Origin of the sequence: Burkholderia multivorans ATCC BAA-247 (assembly GCF_000959525.1) — a bacterium.
Taxonomy (GTDB): domain Bacteria; phylum Pseudomonadota; class Gammaproteobacteria; order Burkholderiales; family Burkholderiaceae; genus Burkholderia; species Burkholderia multivorans.
In genome coordinates, this window is the sequence record NZ_CP009832.1 from 3,352,441 (window position 1) to 3,373,716 (window position 21,276).

The window sequence follows — 21,276 nt, forward strand, 5'->3', positions numbered from 1 at the left end:
TTTGCGCAAACGTTGAAACCGCGCGCGGCGGGGTGCCGGGCGCGGTTCGTCGGAGGCCAAAGCGTCAGCGATTCGTCAGCCGATCTGCTGCATGATCGAAATCAGCTTTTTCGCGTAGTTCGGGTCCGTCGCATAGCCGGCCTTCTGCATCCCCTGCGCAAAGCCCTCGACGCTGCGGCTCGCGCTCAGCACGCCCGCATAACGCGGATTGTTCTTCAGCAGGTTCGCGTAGTCGGTCATCGCGTGCTCGTACGAGTCGTACGCGCGGAACTTCGCGACGACGCGCCGCGGCGTGCCGTTCACGTATTCGGTCGTCAGCGCCGATACCGTGCGGCCGGTCCAGCCGCGCGTCGCCTTGATGCCGAACACGTTGTAGCTGGTCGAGCCGTCGGCCGCGCGGATCTCGCGCTTGCCCCAGCCCGATTCGAGCGCCGCCTGGCCGACGATGAAGCGCGCCGGAATGCCGGTCGCCGCGCTCGCCGCCTCTGCGGGGCCGGCGAGGCGGTCGACGAACGCGTCCGCGTCCGGCGCACCGGTCGCGCCCTTCAGCGGCGGCGTCAGCGCGCTGCCGGCCGAATAGCCGCGCGCGCGCGACAGGCCGCCGTTGTTCGCCGCCGCGTTCGCATAGGCGTTCGCCATCGCGCTCATCGCGGCGAGGCTGCCTTCGTTGCCGACCGCGCCGAGGCCGGCGCCGAGATCGCCCGCCGCGCCGGCGCCCGCGCCCTGCCCGGCGTTGCGCATCAGCTGCTTCATCAGCGCGTCGGCGACGCCGATCCCGCGCGACGACATCTGCTGCGCGAGCTGCTGGTCGAGCATCGACGTGTACATCTTCGACGTATGCGAGTCGAACAGCCCGCCTTCGGGCGTCGCATCGCGCATGCTCTTCAGCATCATCTGCGTGAACATCGCGTCGAACTGGCCTGCGACCGCCTTCGCGCCGCCCTGCGGCGACTGCTTCGCCTGCGCGCGCAGCGCGTCGAAGCCCTGCACGTCGAGCGCGAAGCGCTGCGTGAGGTCGGTGGTACCGGGGAAATTCGCCATTTAGATGATCTCCAGGTCCGCGCGCAGCGCACCGGCCGCCTTCATCGCCTGCAGGATCGACATCAGGTCGGCCGGCGTCGCGCCGAGCGTGTTCAGCGCCTTCACGACGTCCGCGAGATTCGCGCCGGCCGTCACCATCTTCAGCGCGCCGTTGTCCTGCTTGAGCTGGATCTGCGACTGCTGCGCGACGACCGTCTGCCCGTTCGAGAACGGCCCCGGCTGCGACACGACCGGCTGCGTGTTGACGACCACCGACAGGTTGCCGTGCGCGACCGCGCAGCTTTGCAGCGTGACCATCTGGTTCATCACGATCGAGCCCGTGCGCGCGTTCAGGATCACCTTCGCGGCCGCCTTGTCGGGGCTCACGTCGAGGTTCTGCAGCCGCGCCATGAACGCGACCTGCTGCGCGGGATCGGCCGGCGCGGCGAGCTGGATCGTCCGCCCGTCGAGCGCGGTCGCGACGCCCGGACCGAAGCTCGAATTGACGGCCGCGACGATGCGCTGCGCGGTGCCGTAGTCCATGTCGTTGAGCTGCAGCTGCAGCATCCCGTTCATCTGCGCGAGCGCGTTCGGCACCGAGCGCTCGACGATCGCACCGCCGACGATGCGTCCGGCCGCGAGCTGGTTCACCTGCACACGGCTGCCGTTCGCGCTCGCGCCGGCGCCGCCGACCGCCATGTTGCCCTGCGCGAGCGCGTACACCTGCCCGTCCGCGCCCTTCAGCGGCGTGAGCAGCAGCGTGCCGCCGCGCAGGCTCTTCGCGTTGCCGAGCGACGACACGGTCACGTCGAGCGCCTCGCCCGGCCGCGCGAACGGCGGCAGCGTCGCGGTCACCATCACGGCCGCGACGTTCTTCAGTTGCATGTTGTTCAGCGACGACGTGCCGCCGTTCGCGGAGCCGTTGTTGATCGAGATGCCGAGGTTCGCGAGCATGTTCGCGAGCGTCTGCGTCGTGAACGGCGTCTGCATCGTCTGGTCGCCGGTGCCGTCGAGGCCGACGACGAGCCCGTAGCCGATCAGCGGGTTGTCGCGCACGCCCTGGATCTGCGCAAGGTCCTTCAGCCGCTCCGCATGCGCCGCGGGCGCGCCGAGCGCGCCTGCGACGGCGATCAGCAGGCCGGCGGCCGCGGCCGGCACGCGCGACGAGAGGCGGCGCAATACGGTGTCGTGCATCGTCTTCACCACGGCGCGATGTTCAGGAAGAAGCGCTGCAGCCAGCCCATCGTCTCGGCCTCGTTGATGTAGCCCTTCGCCGAGTATTCGATCCGCGCGTCGGCGACCTGCGTCGAGTACACCGAGTTCGACCCGGAGATCGTGTTCGGATTGACGACGCCCGAGAAGCGCACGAATTCGTTGCCCTGGTTGATCAGCATCTGCTTTTCGCCGCTGACGACGAGGTTGCCGTTCGGCAGCACGTTCGTGACGGTCACCGTGATCGTGCCGTTGAACGTGTTCGCCGCGCTCGCGCCGCCGGTCGCCGCGAACTTGTTGGTGCCGGCCGCCGACAGGTTCGCCTTGCTGAACAGCCCGCCGAGGAAGCCGGCGGTCGGCACGTTGAAGTCGGTGTTGCCTTGCCGGTTCGTGTTCGCGCCCGACGATTTCGTCGCGTTGATGTTCTCCGCGATCACGATCGTCAGGATGTCGCCGATGTTGCGCGGCCGCTGATCCTCGAACAGCGGCCGGCCCGCGTAGCCGGGATTGAAGATCGAACCCGGCGCCTGCATCGATACCGGGAGCGGCGGCTGCGCGGTCATCGGCTGCTGGACGATCGGCTCGCGCGGAATCTGCGCGCAACCGGCGAGCGCCGCCGCCGCGAGCGCGCAGGCGGCGCGGACGGCGGCGGGCGGGAGAAGGCGAACCTGCTTCATGGCAACGACTCGGTCCGGTTAGCTCTTCATCTGCGTGACGGTCTGCAGCATCTGGTCGGACGTCGTCACCGCCTTGCTGTTGATCTCGTACGCACGCTGCGTCTGGATCATGTTCACCAGTTCCTGCACGACGTTCACGTTCGACGCCTCGACGTAGCCCTGATTGAGCGTGCCCGCGCCGTTCAGCCCCGGCTGCGACACGTTCGGCGCGCCCGACGACGTCGTCTCCGCGAACAGGTTCTCGCCCTTCGCCTCGAGGCCGGCCGGGTTGATGAAGGTCGCGATCTGCAGCGAGCCGATCTGCACCGCGTTGCTCGAGCCCGGCTGCGTGACCGACACGACGCCGTCCTTGCCGATCGTCAGCGACGTCGCGTTCTGCGGCACCGTGATCGCCGGCAGGATCTGATAGCCGCTCGACGTGACGAGCTGGCCCTGCGCGTTGGTCTGGAACGAGCCGTCGCGCGTGTACGCGTTCGTGCCGTCCGGCATCAGCACCTGGAAGAAGCCCGCGCCGTTGATCGCGACGTCCTTCGAGTTGCCGGTCTGCGTGAGGCTGCCCTGCGTGTAGAGCCGCTCGGTCGCGACCTGCTGCACGCCGGTGCCGAGCTGCAGCCCGGACGGCAGTTCGGTCTGCTGCGTCGAGTTCGCGCCCGGCTGGCGGATCGTCTGGTACAGCAGATCCTCGAACACCGCGCGCGAGCCCTTGAAGCCGTTGGTGCTGACGTTCGCGAGGTTGTTCGAGATCACGTCCATCTGCGCCTGCTGCGCGTTCATGCCGGTAGCGGCGATATAAAGCGAACGATTCACTTGTCAGGTTCTCCTGCGGGGGGCTGGCGCGGCTCGCTCAGCTGAAGTTGAGCAACTGGTTCGCCGACTGCTCGTTCTGGTCGGCCGTCTGGATCAGCTTCGACTGAAGCTGGAATGCGCGCGCGTTGTCGATCATCGCGACCATCGCGGTGACCGGATTCACGTTGCTGCCTTCGAGCGAATTCGGCACGACCGCGACGTTCGGATCGGCGTCGGCCGGATTGCCGTCGGCGGTGCGGAACAGGCCGTCGTTGCCGCGCACGAGCGCGGCCGGATCGGGATTGACGAGCTTCATCTGATCGACGATCGCGACGGCCGTCGGTGGATCGCCCGGCATCAGCGCGGACACCGTGCCGTCCTTGCCGATCGTCACTTCCGCATTCGGCGGCACCGAGATCGGGCCGCCGTTGCCGACCACCGGCAGGTTGCTCGCGTTCACGAGCTGGCCGTTCTGGTCGACGTGCAGGTTGCCCGCGCGCGTGTACGCCTCGCTGCCGTCCGGCAGCTGCACCGACAGCCAGCCGGGGCCCTGCACCGCGACGTCGAGCGGGTTGCCGGTGCGCGTGATCGGGCCCGGCGCGAAGTCGGCGCCCGGCGTCGACGCGAGCACGTAGGTGCGCGTCGTGTTCGGATCGATCGCGCTGCCGTCGCCGAAATTCATCGGCACCGCGCGGTAGGTCGCGAGCTGTGCGCGAAAGCCCGTCGTCGACGCGTTCGCGAGGTTGTTCGCGACGATCGCCTGCTGGTCGAGCGACTGCGACGCGCCGGTCATCGCCGTATAGATCAGTCGGTCCATGGCTGCCCGTTATCCGCGCGTTACAGATTGATCAGCGTCTGGTCGACGGTCTGCTGCGTCTTGATCGTCTGCGCGTTCGCCTGGTAGTTGCGCTGCGCGGTGATCAGGTTCACGAGCTGCGACGTGAGGTCGACGTTCGAGTTCTCGAGCGCGCTGCCCTGCAGCGTGCCGTGGTTCGTGCTGCCCGGCACCGAGATCTGCGGGACGCCCGACGCGGCCGTCTCGGCGTACTGGTTGCCGCCGATGTTGACGAGCCCGTTCGGGTTGTTGAAGTTCGCGAGCGCGATCTGGCCGAGCACGGCGGTCTGCCCGTTCGAGTAGTTGCCGGTGAGCTTGCCGTCGGTGCCGATCGTAAAGGTCGTCAGCGTGCCGCTCGCGTAGCCGTCCTGCGCGAGATTGTTCACGCCGTCCTTGCCGCCGTACTGCGTGGTGCCGGTCAGGTCGAGCGTCAGCGTCTGCGGCGTCGCGGAGCCGTCGGTGTTCGGCACCGTGAACTGGAACTGGCCGAGCGCCGCGGTCGGCGTGGCGGGCGAGCCCGTCGTCGTGCCCGAGATCGCGCCCGACGAATCGAACTGGATCGTACCGAGATCGTTCGTCGTGCCGCCCTGCACGCCCGCATACGCTTCCCAGGTGCCGGCTGCGGACTTCACGAAGTAGATGTTGACGGCCTGCGAGCCGCCGAGCGAGTCGTACACCTGGATCGACGTCGAATAGTTGTAGGTCGTCGTGTCGGTCGCGTCGAACGGCGTCTTGGTCGGCACCGTGTCCTGCGAGTTCAGGTTGAACTGGCCGGTGATCTTGGTCGTCGCGGTGGGCGCGATGTTGGTCGTCGGCGCCTGCAGCGGCACGGTCTGCGCGGTGTTGATCACGCCGTTCTTGTCGGCCGCGTAACCCATCAGGTTCAGGCCTTGCGAGTTGACGATGTAGCCGTTCTTGTCGCGCTGGAACGTGCCGTCGCGCGTGTACGTGATCGTGCCGTTGTTCGACATCTGGAAGAAGCCGTTGCCGTTGATCGCGACGTCGAGCGACGAGTTCGTCGTGTTGATCGTCCCCTGCCCGAACTGCTGCTGCACCGACGCGAGCGCCGTGCCGATCCCGATCTGCGTGTTGACCGACGTCGCGATCGAGTTCGCGTACATGTCGGAGAACTGCGCGGTGCTCGACTTGAAGCCGACCGTATTCGCGTTCGCGATATTGTTGCCGATCACGTCCAGCGCGTTCGATGCGCCGGCGAGGCCGCTCAGACCCTGTTGATAACCCATTTCGGTCTCCGTTTCGAGGAAGCTGGATCAGTTGGTGGACGCGCTGCCGGACGACGACGAGCCCGTGTTCGGGAAGATCGACGCGACCTGCGTGAGGCCCACCGTCGAACCGTTCGACAGCACGAGCCCCGGCGTGCCGTCCGACTGCTTGATGACGCTCTGCACCTGCGCGGCGGTCAGCACGGTCGGCGCATAGCTCTTGCCGTCGGTGCCCGTGTACTGCGCGCTGATCGTGTACTGGCCGTCCGGCAGCGCGTTGCCGGCCGCGTCGGTCGGCGTCCAGTTGAACGGCACGGTGCCGGCCGACTGGCTGCCCGCGTTGATCGTGTTCACGACCGCGCCCGCCGAGTTCTTCACGGTGATCGTCAGGTTCGACACGTCGGACGTCAGCGACACGCCGAACGGCGACGCGGCGCCGCTCTTCACCGCGACCGTATCGCCCGGCGCGAGCACGTTCGAGCCGATCAGCAGCGCGGCCTGCGTCTGCTGGCCGGCCGCGAGCTGCGTCGACAGCGACGTCAGCGATGTGTTCAGCTGAGCGATGCCGCTCACCGTGTTGATCTGCGCGAGCTGCGACGTCATCTGCGAGCTGTCGACCGGGCTCGTCGGATCCTGGTTCTGCAGCTGCGTGACGAGCAGCTTCAGGAACGTCGCCTGCAGGTCGCTCGCCGACGTGCCGGTCGTCGACACGTTGTTGGTGTTCATCGTGTCGGTCGGCAGCGTCGATACGTTCGCGCCGTTGCTGCCGATCGTCGTGGAGGAGGAGGTCATGCTCGGTGGCCTTGTGTCGAAACTGTCGGGTCGGTCGAATCGGGCGCCGCGCGGCTCACGAGCCGATCGTCAGCGTCTTCAGCATCAGTTGCTTCGCGGTGTTCAGCGTCTCGACGTTGGCCTGATACGAGCGCGACGCCGAGATCATGTTCACCATTTCCTGCACCGGGTCGACGTTCGGCATCTGCACGTAGCCGTTCGCGTCGGCGGCCGGGTTGGCGGGGTCGTAGGTCGACTTCATCGGCGACGGATCGTCGATGACCTTCGTCACGCGCACGCCGCCGACGCCCTGGCCCGAGGCGGTGCGCGCGCCGCCGATCGGATCGGTCGCGAACACGACCTGCTTCGCCTTGTACGGCTTGCCGTCGGGGCCGGTCGCGCTGTCGGCGTTCGCGAGGTTCGATGCGGTGACGTTCAGGCGCTGCGACTGCGCGGACAGCGCCGAGCCGGCGACGCCGAAGATGTTCATCAACGAGGGCATGAAGGCTCCTTGTGCTCGGGTTCGGAAACGGCGCGCGCGCTCACGAGTTCGTCGTGATCGCGGCGATCATCGCCTTGATCTGCTGCGTCATCACGGTCATCCCGGTCTCGTAGTGCAGCGCGTTGTTCGCGAACTGCACGCGCTCGACGTCGAGATCGACCGTGTTGCCGTCGAGCGACGGCTGCAGCGGCATCCGGTACTGCGCGCGCCCGTAGTCGTCGGACGGGCCGCCGGTCGGAATCAGCTTCACGGTGCCCGCCATGTGGCCGGGCGCGGTCGAGGCCATCGTCATCCCGCTCGTCACGCCGGCCGGCTGCGCGAGCGGCAGCTGCGCGGCGTTGCTCGGCGCGAGTCCGCCGTTCGCCTGCTTCAGCGAGCGTGCGAGCGTCGACGCGAAATCGACGTCGCGTGCCCGATAGCCCGGCGTATCCGCGTTCGCGATGTTCGACGACAGCAGTTCCTGCCGATAGGCGCGGACGTCGAGCGCCTGTCGCCCGAACGCGAATTCGGCATCGAGTTTGTCCAGCATCTGTGCGTCCTCCGGATGAAGCGCTGCACGCCTGCCGCGCCGCGCGGGCCCGGAAGGCTTTTTTCCATGACAGCGATGGTAGGCGGCGCGCGCAACCGGCAATCGTGCGAATAACGCGGCAAAGCCCCCCTCTATTCATCGTTTGCGCGCCGGGCGCGCTCCCTAGAATGCGAAGCGGATCAACGGATCGAGGACACGGCGATGACGGGCGGCGCACTTCGCGGAACGGACGAACGGCGGACGCAGCGCCGGCGTGCGCGCGCGCTCGGGCTCGCCGCCGCGCTGTCGGTCGTCGCGGCGGTCGCGCACGCGGACGACGGGATGATCGTGATTCCCGGACGCGGCGACACGGCCGAGCACGCACTCGCGAGCGCGAATGCCGCGAGCGGCGGACGGCTCGGCGCGAACGACGCCGCGCCGATGCGCGACGCAGCGAATGCGGCGGCCGCCGGCACCACGAGCTTCGTGGCGAACGGGCCGGCCGATGCGGCGCCGGGCACGCGCGGCAATGCCGCCGTCGTCACATCGGTAGCCGCCGCGCCGCGTGCGGCCGACCCGAGCGGTATCGTGACGGTCGTTGCAGGCGCGTCGGACGCGGTGCCGAACCTCGTGAAAACGCCGCCGCGCGCGGCGCTCGCGACGCGTGCCGTACCCGCCGTATCGGCAACACGCCCTGCCGCCGTCACCGCGGCCGCGACAGCCGCACCCGCTTCGCCGCCGCCGACGCAATCGGCCGGCGCCCCCGCCCAGCAGGACCCCGACACGATCCGGCGCGCGGCGCTCGCGTTCCTGCAGCAGCAGATCGCGGGGCTGCCCGGCAAGACGAGCGCGACCGTCGCGCCGGCGTTCCCGCGCGGGCTCGCCGCCTGCACGACGCTCGAGCCGTTCCTGCCGACCGGCGCACGGCTCTGGGGCCGCACGACGGTCGGCGTGCGCTGCGCGGGCGAGCGGCCGTGGACCGTCTATCTGCAGGCGAAGGTCACCGTGCACGCGACCTACTACGTCGCCGCGCGGCAGATCGCGCCCGGCGAGCCGCTGAGCGCGGCCGATCTCGTCGCACGCGACGGCGATCTGACGGTGCTGCCGCTCGCGGTGATCACCGACCCCGCGCAGGCGATCGGCGCGACCGCGCTCGCGCGGATCGCAGCCGGGCTGCCGCTGCGCCAGGACATGCTGAAGAGCGCGGCGTCGGTGTCGGCCGGGCAGACGGTGCGCGTCGTCGCGGCCGGGCCCGGCTTCACGATCTCGGCCGAAGGCAGCGCGCTCGCGAATGCGGCGCCCGGCCAGTCGGTCAGGGTCAGGATGGCGGCGGGCCAGATCGTCACCGCGATCGTGAAGGACGCGGGGACGGTGGAGATCCCGCTGTAAGAATGCAAAGGATTGTTTATTCGGAGAATTTCGAGCGCGCGATGCTAAAGTTCGGGCCGCACCTGCCGTTATCTGGGTCAAACCGTACAGGAACGCCATCGTGAAAATCGATACCACTCCGAACCCGAGCCCCGTCGCGCCGGCCAGCACCGGCAACGGCGCCGCTCGCCCGCAATCCGGCGCGGCCGCGTCGACCGCGCCGCAGGCGTCCGACGCCGGGTCCGCCGGCGGCGACGCGACCGTGAACCTGTCCGGTCTGTCGGGCCAGTTGCGCGCGCAGTCGGCCTCCGGCGGCGCGGACATCGACATGGGCCTCGTCCAGTCGATCAAGGACGCATTGAAGGACGGCACGCTGACGATCGACGCGAACAAGATCGCCGACGGCGTGCTGAACACCGCGCGCGAACTGCTGCAGCAGCAGCGGCCGCGCGGCAACTGAGCCGGCCTCCGGTTTGCCGGCGCCCGGCGCGACGAGCATCACGCGATGAGAGAAGAACTGCTGGCCACGGTCAACGACGAGCACGCGACGGTCGAAGCGTTCGCGTCGCTGCTCGCGTATGAGGAAAAGGCGCTGACGACGGCCGAGCCGCTCGCGATGCTGCCCGACATCGTCGAGAAGAAGACCGCGCTGCTCGACCGGCTCGCGCAGCTCGAGCGCACGCGCGACACGCAGCTCGCGGCGCTCGGCTTTCCGGCCGGCAAGAAGGGCATGGATCTCGCGGCCGAGCGCGACACGCGCCTCGCGGGCTGCTGGACGCTGCTCCAGCAGGCCGCCGAACGCGCGCGCCGCGCGAACGCGAACAACGGGATGCTGATCCGGATCCGGATGGACTACAACGAGCGCGCGCTCGCCGTGCTGCGCTCGGCGCCCGCGCCGGCCGGCGTGTACGGCCCGGACGGACGCGTGTCGGCGCTGATGCGCTGACGCGCCGAGACGGCCGGCGAGCGCCGCGTCGCCTGCGCGGCCGCCGCGCCGCCCACCGACGGCGAAGTTACAGCAGCGGGCACGCCGTCACCTGCGTGCCGCGCTCCACACACATCCGCTCGTAGTCGCGCAGATACGCACGCTCGTCGTCGTCGAGCAGCGCCAGATCGATCAGATCCCAGTCGTAGCCGACCGCAACGAGATTCTCGAAGCGCACCTTGTCCGGCTCGCGCTCGCTCGGGCGGATGACGACGATGTTCTCGATCCGCACGCCACCCTTGCCCGGCACGTAGATGCCGGGCTCCACCGAAATCACCGCGTTCGGCACGAGCCCGTAGGGCGCGCCCGGCGCGAAACGCACGCCGCCTTCGTGCACGTGGATGCCGACGCCGTGTCCGGTGCCGTGCCCGTAGTCGTAGCCGTGATCGCGGCAGACCTGGCGCACGAGCGCGTCGACGTCGCCGCCCGTCGCGTCTTTCGGGTAATGCGTGACGAGCCCCTTGATGCACGCCTTCAGCGCGACCGTGTAGATCTCGCGCTGCCACGGCTGCGCGACCGTGTCCGCACGCGTGCGCCGCAGGACGACGCGCGTGCAGTCGGTCGCGAACCCCGCTTCGTAGTACGCGCCGCTGTCGAGCAGCACGAGTTCGCCTTCGGTCAGCTCGACGTCGGCGCTCGCGGCCGTGTAATGCGCGTGCGCGCTGTTCGCGCCGTTCGCCGCGATCGACGGAAACGTCAGCGCGACGGCCGAGCGCGCGCCGTACGCGTCGTTGATCGCGCGCGCGAGATCGTATTCGGTGTGCCGCCGGCCGGGCTCGCCGGCCTTCGCCCAGCGCATCGTCTCGGCGATCGCCGCCGAACTGCGCGCGAACGCGTCGCGAAACCGGTCGAGCACGGCCGGCGTCTTCGCGGCCCGCATCGCTTCGACCGGATTGAAGTCGGCGTGCGTCGCATGCGGCCAGACGCGACGCACGCTGTCGGCGAGCGCGCAGTTCACCGCGTCGAAGCCGTAGCAGACGTGCTCGACCGCGAACTGCGCAACGAAGCGCTCGAGTGCGCCGAAGTCGCGCCGGATCACGTGCAGCGCCGGATACGACACGAGCTCGACCGGACAGCGATCGCAGCCTTCCGGCAGGAACAGCACGATCTGCTCGCCGATCACGAACAGGAAGCCCAGATGCGACGACGCGTTCGGCAGATGGTAGCCGCGGCTGTTCAGCAGATAGGCGAGATCGTCGGACGCGCAGGTGACGAACGCGGTCTTGCCGTCGGCCGCGCCGGTCCGCGCGGCGAGCCGCCGGTTCAGCGCCGCGACGTGCTCGGCGACGCGTGCACCCGTCATCGACTCCGGCAGCTCGAAGATCGGCCGCTCGACATGCCAGCCGGGCAGCGCAATCGCGCGGTCGACGGCGCGATCCGCGACGCTCGACCACGTCAGCGCCGCGTCGCGCGTCGCGGCGAACAGGCGCTCGCGCTGGCCGACGCTGACGCGCCAGCCGTCGTAGCCGATGCGCGGCACGTGCGCCGCGTGCGCGACCAGCCAGTCGGCGATCGCGGCCCAGATGGTCCGATCGAGGCCGAGCTTCTCGACGCGCACGCGCGCCGGGTCGCACTGCTGCTCGGCCTGCAGGTGATAGCGACCGTCGACGAACAGCACGAACGGCGGCATGCCGAGCGCACGCGCGGCCGCTTCGCCGAGAAACACGCCGCAGCCGGCCGAGCCGTCGAAACCGGACAGCGCGTAGCGCGGATTGTTGTGGCGCGGCAAATACTCGGTCACGTATTCGTCCTGCGACGTGACGACGAACGCGTCGAGCTGCAGCGTGTCGAGTGCGCGCGACAGCGCGGCCTGCGTGTCGGCAACGGAAGCTTGATACGGCGAGAGGCTGGAAAAGCTGTATGTCAGTCGATCGATCATCGAAGGGTCGTCCTGTCGTTGTTATCGGCACGCGTGCTGCGGCGTGCGCGTTGTGCTCGCATGCGGCGGGACCGGCTGGCGGGTGGGCGTCCGGGCGTTGCGCATGCCGCAAAGGCGTCGGCCGCGCGGCCTGGCTCGCGCCCGTGCGGTGTGCCGCAGCGCCGGCCGCCGACGCGCGGATGCGCCACGATCCGGTCTTGCCGGCCGCGCGAGAATTTTCGTCACACTAAAATTTCGGCGCACGCGCGACAGAATCTAGAGCAGCGCGGAATTGAGGTCAAGCTTAAATTTTGGTGTCACTAAAATTCCGCGATGCACGCGCGGCGCCCGCCGCGCCGACGCGGCCGAACGACGTCGCGCGGTACAATGCGCCGGCATCGCCGCCCGAAACGGCCGTGCCGCGTGCGATTCGCGGAAAACCGCATCCGGGCCGCCGGCGCCGTCCGTCCCCGCCTTCCGGCTCGCTGCCACGAAAGAGATTCATGGATTCAGACATCATGCGTATCGGCCAGCGCATTCGCCGCCTGCGCCGGGAAGCGAAGAAGACGCTGCTGGAAGTCGCGACCGAAGCGAAGCTGTCGGTCGGATTCCTGTCCCAGGTCGAACGCCATCTGACGGGCATCTCCATTTCGTCGCTCGTGAACGTCGCGAAGGCGCTGAACGTGCCGCTCGGCGCGCTGATCGACCAGCCGCGCCAGGCGCAGCCCGATTCGCACGCGGGCCGGCGCGAGTCGTATGCGGTCGACCGCACGTCGCAGTGGTACGAACGGCTGTCGACGACGTTCGACGGCAGCCAGCTCAATGCGCTGAAGGTCCGGATGATGGAAGGCTACCGCTCCGAATGGGTCGCGCACGGCGGCGACGAGTTCGTGTACGTGCTGAGCGGCCGCATCTGCTACACGATCGGCAAGAAGGACTACCCGCTGTCGCCCGGCGATTCGCTGCACTTCGATGCGCGCAAGCGGCACCGTGTCGCGAACGTCGGCGACGGGCCGGCGGAAGTGATCGCGGTCGGCACGCTGCCGCTGTTCGACGACAGCCGCGCGACATTCGTCTCGGCGACGATGGATGTCGCGCAGCGCACGGGCGACGCGCAGGCCGACGCACGGCATGCGGAGACGCGCACACGCGATGCAGCGCCGCGCCGCCGTGCGCCGGTCGCGACGAAGCGCGCCGCCAAGCCCGCCGCGCAATCGGCATCCAAGCCCGCCGATGGCGGCGCGGCGGCATCCGATAGCGAATCGCCCGCGCGCGTCGGTCGCCGCACGGCAAGCGCACCCGCTCCGCGCCCCAAACGCGCGGCGCGCGCGAAGCCCTAAAGCGTTGCCCCGGCAGCGGCGCAACCTGCCCGCCGCCTACGCCTACCGCCGAACCTGCCTGCGTTCGGGCGCACACCGTCCCCGCACCCCATACGCCGTCCCGTCGTCCGCCGTCGCCCGCCGCCTACGCCGACCGCCGAGCCTGCCTGCGCGCGGGCGCACACCGTGGCCCGCACCGCATACGACGTCCCGCCGTCCCCCGCCGTTACTCGCCGATCTCGAGCGCGTGTGCGACCGCCTCGATCCGTGCGCGATGCACGGCGTCCTTGATCTTCGCCGAATCGCTGCCGGTCGCGCGCGCAATCGCGCCCGCGTCGACGCTGCGCGCGGCCGCGAGCGCGACGCGCAGCCGCTCGGCCTGCGGATACGGCTGCGCTTCGAGCCCGAGCCGCCCGCGCGCGTCCGCCTCGCATGCCTGCAGCATCTCGGCGAAACGCGCCGGCTTGCGCAGCGCGTCGGTGCGCTCGAAGAACCGCACGAGCGCCGCCGCGCCCATCTCCATCACGCGATGCAGGTTGCCGTGCTCGCGCGCGACGACGAGCGCGAGGTCGCGGCATTCGTTCGGTACGCGCAGCCGCTCGCACAGCGGCTTCAGCAGATCGACGCTGCGGCCTTCGTGGCCGGTGTGGCGCGGCAGGACGTCGTCGGGCGTCGTGGCCTTGCCGAGATCGTGCGTAAGCGCCGCGAAGCGCACCGGCAGCGAATAGCGCTGCTTCGCCGCGTAGTCGACGACCATCATGACGTGCACGCCCGTGTCGACTTCCGGGTGATAGTCGGCGCGCTGCGGCACGCCCCACAGCCCGTCGACCTCCGGCAGGATCCGCGCGAGCGCGCCGCAGTCGCGCAGCACCGCGAACATCCGCGACGGCTTCGCTTCCATCAGCCCGCGCGCGAGCTCCTGCCATACGCGCTCGGGCACGAGCGCATCGACTTCGCCCGCGTCGACCATCCGCCGCATCAGCGCGAGCGTATCGTCGGCCACCGTGAAGTCGGCAAAACGCGCGGCAAAGCGCGCGAGCCGCAGAATCCGCACCGGGTCCTCGACGAACGCGTCGCTCACGTGCCGGAACACGCGCGCACGCAAATCGCGCTGGCCGTCGAACGGATCGATGACCGGGCCGATCAGCGTGCCGTCCGGGCTCACCTCGCGCGCCATCGCGTTGATCGTCAGGTCGCGGCGCGCGAGATCCTCGTCGAGCGTCACGTCGGGCGCGTAGTGGAACTGGAAGCCGTGATAGCCGGCCGCCGTCTTGCGCTCGGTGCGCGCAAGCGCATATTCCTCGTGCGTGTCCGGATGCAGGAACACCGGGAAATCCTTGCCGACCGGCCGGAAGCCCTGCGCGATCATCTGCTCGGGCGTCGCGCCGACGACCACGTAGTCGCGGTCCTGCACCGGCACGCCGAGCAGTTCGTCGCGGATCGCACCGCCCACAGCGTAGATGTTCATCGCGCCGGCTCGTATTCGGCAATCACGTTCGTCTCGCGCCGCGCCGCGTCGATCCACTGCCGGACCGCCGGCAGCGCGGTGATGCGCGCCGCATAGCCGGCCGCCTCGGGCGAAAGCGTCGGCGCGTACGTGTTGAAGCGCATCACGACCGGCGCGTACATCGCGTCGGCGATGCCGAATTCGCCGAACAGGAACGGGCCGCCCGAGGCCGCGATGCACTCGCTCCACAGCGCGTCGATCCGCGCGACGTCGGCGAGCGCTTCGGGCGTCGCGCCGCGGCCCGGCATCGACGCACGCACGTTCATCCCCATCTGCGTGCGCAGCGCGGCGAAGCCCGCGTGCATCTCGGCCGAGATGCTGCGCGCATGCGCGCGCCGCGCGGGATCGGCCGGCCACATCGGGTACTGCGGAAAGCGCTCGGCGAGCGTCTCGGCGATCGCGAGCGATTCCCAGATCGCGACGCCGTGATCGTCGATCAGACACGGCAGCTTGCCGGACGGCGAATATTCGCGGATGCGCGCGGCCGTATCGTCGCGCCGCAGCTCGATCGCGATCTCGTCGAACGGAATGCCGAAATGCGTGAGCAGCAGCCACGGCCGCATCGACCACGACGAGTAGTTCTTGTCACCAATGACGAGTTTCATGATGGTCTTCCGAAAAGCGCGAAAGTGAAAACGGGGATGGGCGCGCCGCCGACGCCGCGCTAGCGGCGCGAGCGGAACGCTTCGAATCGCGAGCGCTGCGCGGCGTCGCCGAGATAGGCCGGTGCGATGCTCTCGAGACTCGCGGGCACGATGCCGAGTTCCGGCGCGAGCGGCCCCGACAGCACGTTCGGCACCGACATCGACGCGAGATTGTCGCGCGTGATCACGGGCTCGCCGGGCAGACACTCGAACACGCGCGCCTGCAGCTGCGCGAGCGCGTCGGGCAGCCGCACGATGCGTGCCTGCCGGCCCACCAGCGTGCCGCAGTAACGCACCAGCTGCTCGAGCGTGTAGACGGTCGGCCCGCCCAGTTCGTACGTGCGCCCGTGCGCGGCGCTCAGCTCGAGCGTGTTGACGAACGCGCGCACGACGTCGCCAACGAATACCGGCTGAAAGCGCGCGTCGGGCATCGCGAGCGGCAGCACCGGCGCGACGCGCTGCAGCCGCGCGAAGGTATTGAGAAACGCGTCGCCGGGCCCGAACACGACCGACGGACGAAAGATCGTCACCGCGAGCGGCTCGGTCGCGGCGATCGCGTGCAGCGCGGCCTCGCCGTCGCCTTTCGAACGCTGATACATGCTCGGCCCGTGCGAGTCGGCGCCGAGCGCGCTCATGTGCAGCACACGCCGCACACCGGCTTCGGCGCACGCGCGCGCGAGCGCGGCAGGCAGCGCGACGTGCGCGCGCTCGAAGCCGGCACCGTACGGCGTGCCGCGGCCGCCGTGCAGCACGCCGACCAGATTGACGGCCGCCTGCGCGCCGGCGACGAAGCGCGCGAGCGAACGCGTGTCGAACGTCTCGAGCTCCACGATGTCGACCGGCAGCATCGACAGATGGCGCGCGTGCTCGCGACGGCGCGTGCCGATCCGGACGTGCTTGCCGGCATCGATCAGCGCTGCGACGAGCCGGCTGCCGATAAAGCCGGTGCCGCCCAGCAGCGCGACGGTCTGGCCATCCATGGTCGGAACCTCAAAAAGGACACTGCCGCGTCGTGCGCGGCAGTGTGAAGGTTGCGAATCAGGGCGAGATCATGCCCAGCCGTTTCTTCAACGACTGCGGTTTGCCTTCGAACAACGCCGCGTAATACACGGTGTTCGACAACACGTTCTTCACGTAGTCGCGCGTCTCGTTGAACGGGATCGTTTCCGCGAAGATCGCGCCTTCGACGGGCTGCGTCAATACCTGCCGCCACTGGCGCGGGCGGCCGGGGCCCGCGTTGTAGCCGGCCGTCGCGAGCACCGGCGAGCTGTCGAAGTTGTTGTAGATGTCCGCCAGATACCAGGTGCCGAGCTGGATATTGGTATCGATGTCGTGCATCTGCGCGCGCGTGATCGTGCCCATGCCGAGCTTCTTCGCGACGAGCTGCGCCGTGGCCGGCATCAGCTGCATCAGGCCGCCGGCGCCCGCCGACGAACGCGCGCTCGTGATGAAGCGCGATTCCTGGCGGATCAGCCCGTACGCCCATTCGATGTCGAGGCCGGTCGATTGCGCGTAGCGCTCGACGATGTCGCGATACGGCGACGGATAGCGCAGCGTGAAATCGTGCTCGGCCTTCGTGCGATCGGCCGTGTTGACCGTGCGGTCGAGCAGCCCGATGCGCTTGCCGTATTCCGCGGCTGCGAGCAACTGGCGGTCGGTCATGCCGCGCAGCGGCCAGTTCCATTCGCGGTTGCCTTCGAGCCGCAGGTTCAGCGAATAGAAGCGCTGCGCGAGCGCGAAGCCCGGCACCTTGCTCATCGCGTCGATCTCCGCGTCGCTGACGCGCGTGCGCGGCGGAATCGTCGTGCGCTGACCGAGCTCCTCGCCGGCGAGCTGCCCGTAGAAGTTGAACTGGCCCGCGACCTGCTCGAATTCCTGGTTTGCCTGCAGCGTGTCGCCGCTTTGCTTCAGCGCGCGCGCATGCCAGTAGATCCACGCCGGATCTTCGCGCAGCGACGGCGGCATCTGCTCGATCGACCAGCGCACCATCGGCCAGTTGCCGGCGAGCAGTGCCGCGCGCGTGCGCCATTCGTAGCCGGAATTCGACAGCGGCGCGTTCGCGGACTTCGCATACCAGACCGACGCGAGCGGCGAGCGCTTCAGCGCGCCCTGATAGCCGATCGCGCCCCACGCGATCGCCTGCTCCTGCTTCGTCAGCGACGGCGCGATCGACGTCAGCATCGCGGCCGCCGAGTCCGGATCGTTGCGCGCCATCCGGCCGAGCGCGATCAGCGCGAGCTGATGCGAGGCCGCGTCGGCGCCGACGCCGCGCGCGAGGTACAGCGGCGGTGCGCTCGTCGCCTGATCGAAGCCGACCGGGCGCGCGCCGAGTGCGTCGACGATCTTGCCGCCGAGCGACGTGTAGTTCTGCTCGTACGCGAAGCGCGCCTGCTGCCACACGTCGTCGCTCGTGAACTGCTGATTGACCGCGAGTGCGGTGATGAGGTCGACGCACGCGTCGCCGTAATACTTCGGCTCGACGAGCAGCGCGCGCGCCGCATCGGCGACGTTCTCGCCGCGCGCCGCGCGCGACTCGAGCGCGTAGCACTTGACCTGCGTGTCGTCGTCGAGCACGAAACGCTTGTACTGCTCGTCGAAATTGCGCCAGTCGTGGCGCGCGCCGAGCACGAGCAGATAATCGTTGCGCATGCGATCGGCGATCGCCTGCCCGTCGTAGCGCTGCAGGAACGACACCACGGGCGCGTCCGGCGCATCCACGCGCGCGCGGCCCGTCGAGTCGAACAGCTGCGGCTTGATCTGGAAATACTCGACGTACGACGGCACCGGATAGTTCGGAATCATCGCGGCGAGCTGCGCAGCCTTCGCTGCGTCGTTGCGGCGCGCCGCTTCGCGAAGCTGCACGAAGATCTGGTCGTCCCCGGCCAGCGTGTCGTCGTTCGGGGCGGCACAGGCGGCCGTGCCCGCGACGAGCGCGGCGGCCGACAGCGCGAGCGCGACCGCACGATATACTCGGAAAAGGCTGTTCGACATCGTTTTGAATGGAGCACGAATTGAGCGAAAGCATAGCACGCAACCCTGTGCCGAACCCGAAGGTTGCGCTTCGCAAAACGCTGTCCGGCGCGCGCCGCGACGCCGCGTCGCGCCCCGCCGCGAACGCTTCGCTCGAGGCGCGATTGCGTGCGTTGCTCGAGCGGCTCGCGCCCGTGACCGTCGGCTTCTACTGGCCGCTTCCCGGCGAATTCGATGCGCGCGATGCGGTGCTCGCGTGGTGCGCGGCCGGCAGCGGGCGCCGCGCCGCGTTGCCCGTGATCGGCGAGCGCCACACGCCGCTCGCGTTTCACGCGTGGGATGCGCACACGCCGATGCGCGAAGGCCATCACCGCATTCCGGAGCCTGCATCCGGTGTCGTCGTCATGCCCGACCTGCTGTTGATTCCGTGCGTCGGCTTCGATCTGCAGCGCTACCGGCTCGGCTACGGCGGCGGCTATTACGATCGCACGCTCGCCGCATGGCCGGGCGCGTCGCTCCCGGTCACGGTCGGCATCGCGTACGACGCATGCCGCGTCGACGCGCTACCGGCCGAAGCGCACGATCTCGCGATGGACTGGATCGTGACGGACGCGCAACTCTATCCGTCCGCCGAATGAGGACGCACGGCGGCGTGCCGCACGCATGCCGCCGTCGCGCCGAGGCGCGCAATCGTTTACAGCGATGCCGCCGCGCGCGCGGCCGTGTCGTACAGGCCCGATGCGTGGCGCAGCAGCTGCGCCGCGTCGCCGATCTGCTCGTTCGTGAGGCCGCTGTCCTTCAGCGTCTCGATCAGACAGTGCTCGCGCACCTCGCGATACTTCAGACACAAGTCGCGCCCCGCGTCGGTCGCGGAGAAGAACACTTCCTTGCCGCTTTTCTCGCTTTGCACGTAGCCGCGCGCGATCAGTTTTTTCAGCGCATAGGTCGCGACGTGCGTATCCTCGATATTGAGCACGAAGCAGATGTCGGCGAGCTTCTTCTTGCGTTCGCGATGGCTGACGTGATGCAGCAGCGATACTTCGACCGCCGTCATGTCCTTCGCGCCCGCCGCCGACATGCAACGCACCATCCATCGGTTGAATGCGTTGCCGGCCATGATCAGCCCATATTCGAGTTCCGACAGTTCGGCGCTCGAGTCGGAGACGAGATGTTCGGACGAGACGATCTTGGTCGGATGACGCTTCATGGAGAGGCGGCGCAAGCGGGTTGTCAGGGTGTGCCGAGTGTACGCCAGAAGGTCTGGCGCACACGCTAGGCAAAAACGCTTATTGGTAACTTATCGATATTTTATCGAGAATGTACGTTAACATTGCCGTCCGAACCGTGCCAGTCCGATGACGCAACCTCGCATCTATCCGCTTGGCGACACCGCACTCGTCTGCGAAGTGCCGCCGCCCGCCACGCTCGACTGCCAGCGCCGTGTCTGGGCCGTTGCCGCGCACGCGCGCACGTGGCCCGACGTCGTCGATGTCGTGCCCGGCATGAACAACCTGACGATCGTGTTCGACGCGCTCGCCGCGAGCGCCGAATCGCTGACGCCGCTGCTGCGCGACGCCTGGCAGACGGCCGACGTCGAGCACGCGGACGGGCGCGAGGTCGAGATTCCGGTCGAGTACGGCGGTGCGGCCGGTCCCGACCTGGCGGCCGTCGCCGCGCACACCGGGCTATCGGCCGACGAGGTCGTCGAACGCCATGCGGCCGGGAAATACGTGGTGTTCTTCATCGGCTTCCAGCCGGGCTTCGCGTATCTCGGCGGTCTCGAGCCGGCGCTGCATGTGCCGCGCCGCACCGTGCCGCGCCTCGAGGTGCCGGCCGGCTCGGTCGGCATCGGCGGCGCGCAGACGGGCATCTACCCGGCCACGTCGCCCGGCGGCTGGCAGCTGATCGGCCGCACGTCGCTCGCGCTGTTCGATCCGTCGCGGCAGCCGCCGACGCTCTTGCTGCCCGGCGACCGCGTGCGATTCGTCATTGCCGGAGTCGACGCACGATGAGCCAGAACCACGCACCGGGCAACATCGAAGTGATGCGCGCCGGCCCGCTGTCGAGCGTGCAGGATCTCGGCCGGCGCGGCGCGCGCCATCTCGGCGTCGCGCTCGGCGGCGCACTCGACGGGCTCGCGCTCGAAGTCGGCAACCGGCTCGTCGGCAACCGGCCGGACGCGGCCGCCGTCGAAATCACGTTCGGCCCCGCCTCGTTCCGCTTCACGCGCGCGGCGCGCATCGCGATCACCGGCACCGAGTTCGGCGCGACGCTCGACGGCAAGCCCGTGTATTCGTGGTGGAGCCTGCCCGTCGAAGCCGGACAGACGCTCGTGCTGCCGGCCGCCAAGCGCGGGATGCGCGGCTATCTGTGCATCGCCGGCGGCATCGACGTGCTGCCCGTGCTCGGCTCGCGCAGCACCGATCTCGCCTCGCATTTCGGCGGCCTCGGCGGTCGCGCGCTGCGCGACGGCGATCGTCTGCCGGTGGGCGTGCCGCCGGCCGGCATCGGCTGCCTCGCGCCCGACGCCCCGGAGTTCGGCGTGAAGGCGCCGGCCTGGTGTGCGTTCGTGCGCGTCGACGAGCCGCCGCGCCGCCATCGGCCCGCGCATGCGCCGTGGGCGATGCCCGTGCGCGTGCTGCCGGGCCCCGACTTCGCGTCGTTCGCGGCCGATTCGCAGCAGGCGTTCTGGGACGAGGAATGGCTCGTCACCGCGAACAGCAACCGGATGGGTTATCGCCTCGCGGGTGTCGAACTCGTGCGCGAGCGGCCGGCCGAACTGTTGTCGCACGCGGTGCTGCCCGGCACGATCCAGGTGCCGCCGAACGGTCAGCCGATCGTGCTGATGCACGACGCGCAGACCACCGGCGGCTATCCGAAGATCGGCACGGTGATCCGCGCCGATCTGTGGAAGCTCGCGCAGGCGCGGCTGAACCTGCCGATCCGCTTCGTGCGCACGACGCCCGAGGCCGCGCGCGCCGCGCTGATCGCGGAACGCGCCTATCTGCGTCAGATCGACGTCGCGATCGAGATGCGCGAGGAGGCGCGCCGCCGCGCGCAGTCGCAAGCGGCGTGACAATGGACGGTGCAG

General features: G+C 69.3%; 22 protein-coding genes. 7 read left to right on the forward strand and 15 right to left on the reverse strand.

Annotated elements, in window-relative coordinates:
• Window positions 1-75: 75 nt before the first annotated feature.
• Genes flgJ through flgB form a run of 9 tightly spaced genes read right to left on the reverse strand, consistent with a single transcriptional unit; the run spans window position 76 to window position 7,555 of the window.
• On the reverse strand, window positions 76-1,041 hold the full coding sequence (flgJ, locus tag NP80_RS28030; RefSeq protein WP_006408026.1) for a flagellar assembly peptidoglycan hydrolase FlgJ: 966 nt from the start codon (window positions 1,039-1,041) through the stop codon (window positions 76-78).
• Window positions 1,042-2,214: a flagellar basal body P-ring protein FlgI gene (locus NP80_RS28035; RefSeq protein ID WP_035946349.1), complete on the reverse strand. Its 1,173-nt coding sequence runs from the start codon at window positions 2,212-2,214 to the stop codon at window positions 1,042-1,044.
• A 5-nt stretch (window positions 2,215-2,219) separates the two neighbouring features.
• Entirely contained in the window at window positions 2,220-2,909 is a 690-nt protein-coding gene (flgH, locus tag NP80_RS28040; protein WP_006402762.1) for a flagellar basal body L-ring protein FlgH, read from the reverse strand.
• A gap of 18 nt (window positions 2,910-2,927) precedes the next feature.
• Window positions 2,928-3,716, reverse strand: coding sequence for a flagellar basal-body rod protein FlgG (gene flgG / locus NP80_RS28045; protein ID WP_006402761.1), 789 nt, complete (start codon window positions 3,714-3,716; stop codon window positions 2,928-2,930).
• 37 nt (window positions 3,717-3,753) lie between these two features.
• Entirely contained in the window at window positions 3,754-4,512 is a 759-nt protein-coding gene (flgF, locus tag NP80_RS28050; RefSeq protein WP_006409606.1) for a flagellar basal-body rod protein FlgF, read from the reverse strand.
• A gap of 20 nt (window positions 4,513-4,532) precedes the next feature.
• Window positions 4,533-5,774, reverse strand: coding sequence for a flagellar hook protein FlgE (gene flgE / locus NP80_RS28055; protein WP_006409603.1), 1,242 nt, complete (start codon window positions 5,772-5,774; stop codon window positions 4,533-4,535).
• A 27-nt stretch (window positions 5,775-5,801) separates the two neighbouring features.
• Window positions 5,802-6,545, reverse strand: a complete 744-nt coding sequence (gene flgD, locus NP80_RS28060) for a flagellar hook assembly protein FlgD (protein WP_006402758.1) — start codon at window positions 6,543-6,545, stop codon at window positions 5,802-5,804.
• A gap of 55 nt (window positions 6,546-6,600) precedes the next feature.
• The gene (gene flgC, locus NP80_RS28065) at window positions 6,601-7,026 is read right to left on the reverse strand and encodes a flagellar basal body rod protein FlgC (RefSeq protein ID WP_006402757.1); all 426 of its coding nucleotides are present in this window, start codon (window positions 7,024-7,026) and stop codon (window positions 6,601-6,603) included.
• 40 nt (window positions 7,027-7,066) lie between these two features.
• Window positions 7,067-7,555, reverse strand: coding sequence for a flagellar basal body rod protein FlgB (gene flgB, locus NP80_RS28070; protein WP_006402756.1), 489 nt, complete (start codon window positions 7,553-7,555; stop codon window positions 7,067-7,069).
• A 201-nt stretch (window positions 7,556-7,756) separates the two neighbouring features.
• Between flgB and flgA the strand changes: the two genes are divergently transcribed.
• From flgA to NP80_RS28085, 3 genes are all read left to right on the forward strand, one after another.
• Entirely contained in the window at window positions 7,757-8,923 is a 1,167-nt protein-coding gene (flgA, locus tag NP80_RS28075) for a flagellar basal body P-ring formation chaperone FlgA (protein WP_006409601.1), read from the forward strand.
• Between the two features lie 100 nt (window positions 8,924-9,023).
• A complete protein-coding gene (flgM, locus tag NP80_RS28080) occupies window positions 9,024-9,362 on the forward strand; it encodes a flagellar biosynthesis anti-sigma factor FlgM (RefSeq protein WP_006402754.1) in 339 nt (112 codons plus the stop codon).
• Between the two features lie 45 nt (window positions 9,363-9,407).
• Window positions 9,408-9,848, forward strand: a complete 441-nt coding sequence (locus NP80_RS28085) for a flagella synthesis protein FlgN (RefSeq protein WP_006402753.1) — start codon at window positions 9,408-9,410, stop codon at window positions 9,846-9,848.
• Between the two features lie 67 nt (window positions 9,849-9,915).
• Here NP80_RS28085 and NP80_RS28090 read toward each other — a convergent pair whose 3' ends face one another.
• Entirely contained in the window at window positions 9,916-11,766 is a 1,851-nt protein-coding gene (locus tag NP80_RS28090) for a M24 family metallopeptidase (RefSeq protein ID WP_006409598.1), read from the reverse strand.
• Between the two features lie 482 nt (window positions 11,767-12,248).
• Here NP80_RS28090 and NP80_RS28100 point away from each other — a divergent pair, with 482 nt between their 5' ends.
• Complete coding sequence (locus NP80_RS28100) at window positions 12,249-13,085, forward strand: helix-turn-helix domain-containing protein (protein WP_035488796.1); 837 nt, start codon at window positions 12,249-12,251, stop codon at window positions 13,083-13,085.
• Window positions 13,086-13,290: 205 nt separating this feature from the next.
• On the opposite strand, the gene NP80_RS28105 is transcribed toward NP80_RS28100, so the two are convergent.
• The 4 genes from NP80_RS28105 to NP80_RS28120 are packed head-to-tail and all read right to left on the reverse strand — an operon-like array spanning window position 13,291 to window position 18,206.
• Entirely contained in the window at window positions 13,291-14,532 is a 1,242-nt protein-coding gene (locus NP80_RS28105) for a multifunctional CCA addition/repair protein (RefSeq protein ID WP_006402749.1), read from the reverse strand.
• Window positions 14,529-15,176, reverse strand: a complete 648-nt coding sequence (locus NP80_RS28110; protein ID WP_006408037.1) for a glutathione S-transferase family protein — start codon at window positions 15,174-15,176, stop codon at window positions 14,529-14,531. The genes NP80_RS28105 and NP80_RS28110 overlap by 4 nt, the downstream gene beginning before the upstream one ends.
• Window positions 15,177-15,235: 59 nt before the next feature.
• On the reverse strand, window positions 15,236-16,195 hold the full coding sequence (locus NP80_RS28115) for a complex I NDUFA9 subunit family protein (protein WP_006408038.1): 960 nt from the start codon (window positions 16,193-16,195) through the stop codon (window positions 15,236-15,238).
• A gap of 58 nt (window positions 16,196-16,253) precedes the next feature.
• Complete coding sequence (locus NP80_RS28120) at window positions 16,254-18,206, reverse strand: lytic transglycosylase domain-containing protein (protein WP_006409600.1); 1,953 nt, start codon at window positions 18,204-18,206, stop codon at window positions 16,254-16,256.
• An 8-nt stretch (window positions 18,207-18,214) separates the two neighbouring features.
• On the opposite strand from NP80_RS28120, the gene NP80_RS28125 reads away from it, so the two are divergent.
• Window positions 18,215-18,823: a 5-formyltetrahydrofolate cyclo-ligase gene (locus NP80_RS28125; protein WP_045594300.1), complete on the forward strand. Its 609-nt coding sequence runs from the start codon at window positions 18,215-18,217 to the stop codon at window positions 18,821-18,823.
• Between the two features lie 56 nt (window positions 18,824-18,879).
• Here NP80_RS28125 and NP80_RS28130 read toward each other — a convergent pair whose 3' ends face one another.
• On the reverse strand, window positions 18,880-19,392 hold the full coding sequence (locus NP80_RS28130) for a winged helix DNA-binding protein (RefSeq protein WP_006408041.1): 513 nt from the start codon (window positions 19,390-19,392) through the stop codon (window positions 18,880-18,882).
• Window positions 19,393-19,540: 148 nt separating this feature from the next.
• Here NP80_RS28130 and pxpB point away from each other — a divergent pair, with 148 nt between their 5' ends.
• Window positions 19,541-20,197: a 5-oxoprolinase subunit PxpB gene (gene pxpB / locus NP80_RS28135; protein WP_006409605.1), complete on the forward strand. Its 657-nt coding sequence runs from the start codon at window positions 19,541-19,543 to the stop codon at window positions 20,195-20,197.
• Window positions 20,194-21,261 (forward strand): 5-oxoprolinase subunit C family protein, encoded by a 1,068-nt coding sequence (locus NP80_RS28140; protein WP_006409602.1) that lies wholly within the window; start codon window positions 20,194-20,196, stop codon window positions 21,259-21,261. The genes pxpB and NP80_RS28140 overlap by 4 nt, the downstream gene beginning before the upstream one ends.
• Window positions 21,262-21,276 lie beyond the last annotated feature (15 nt).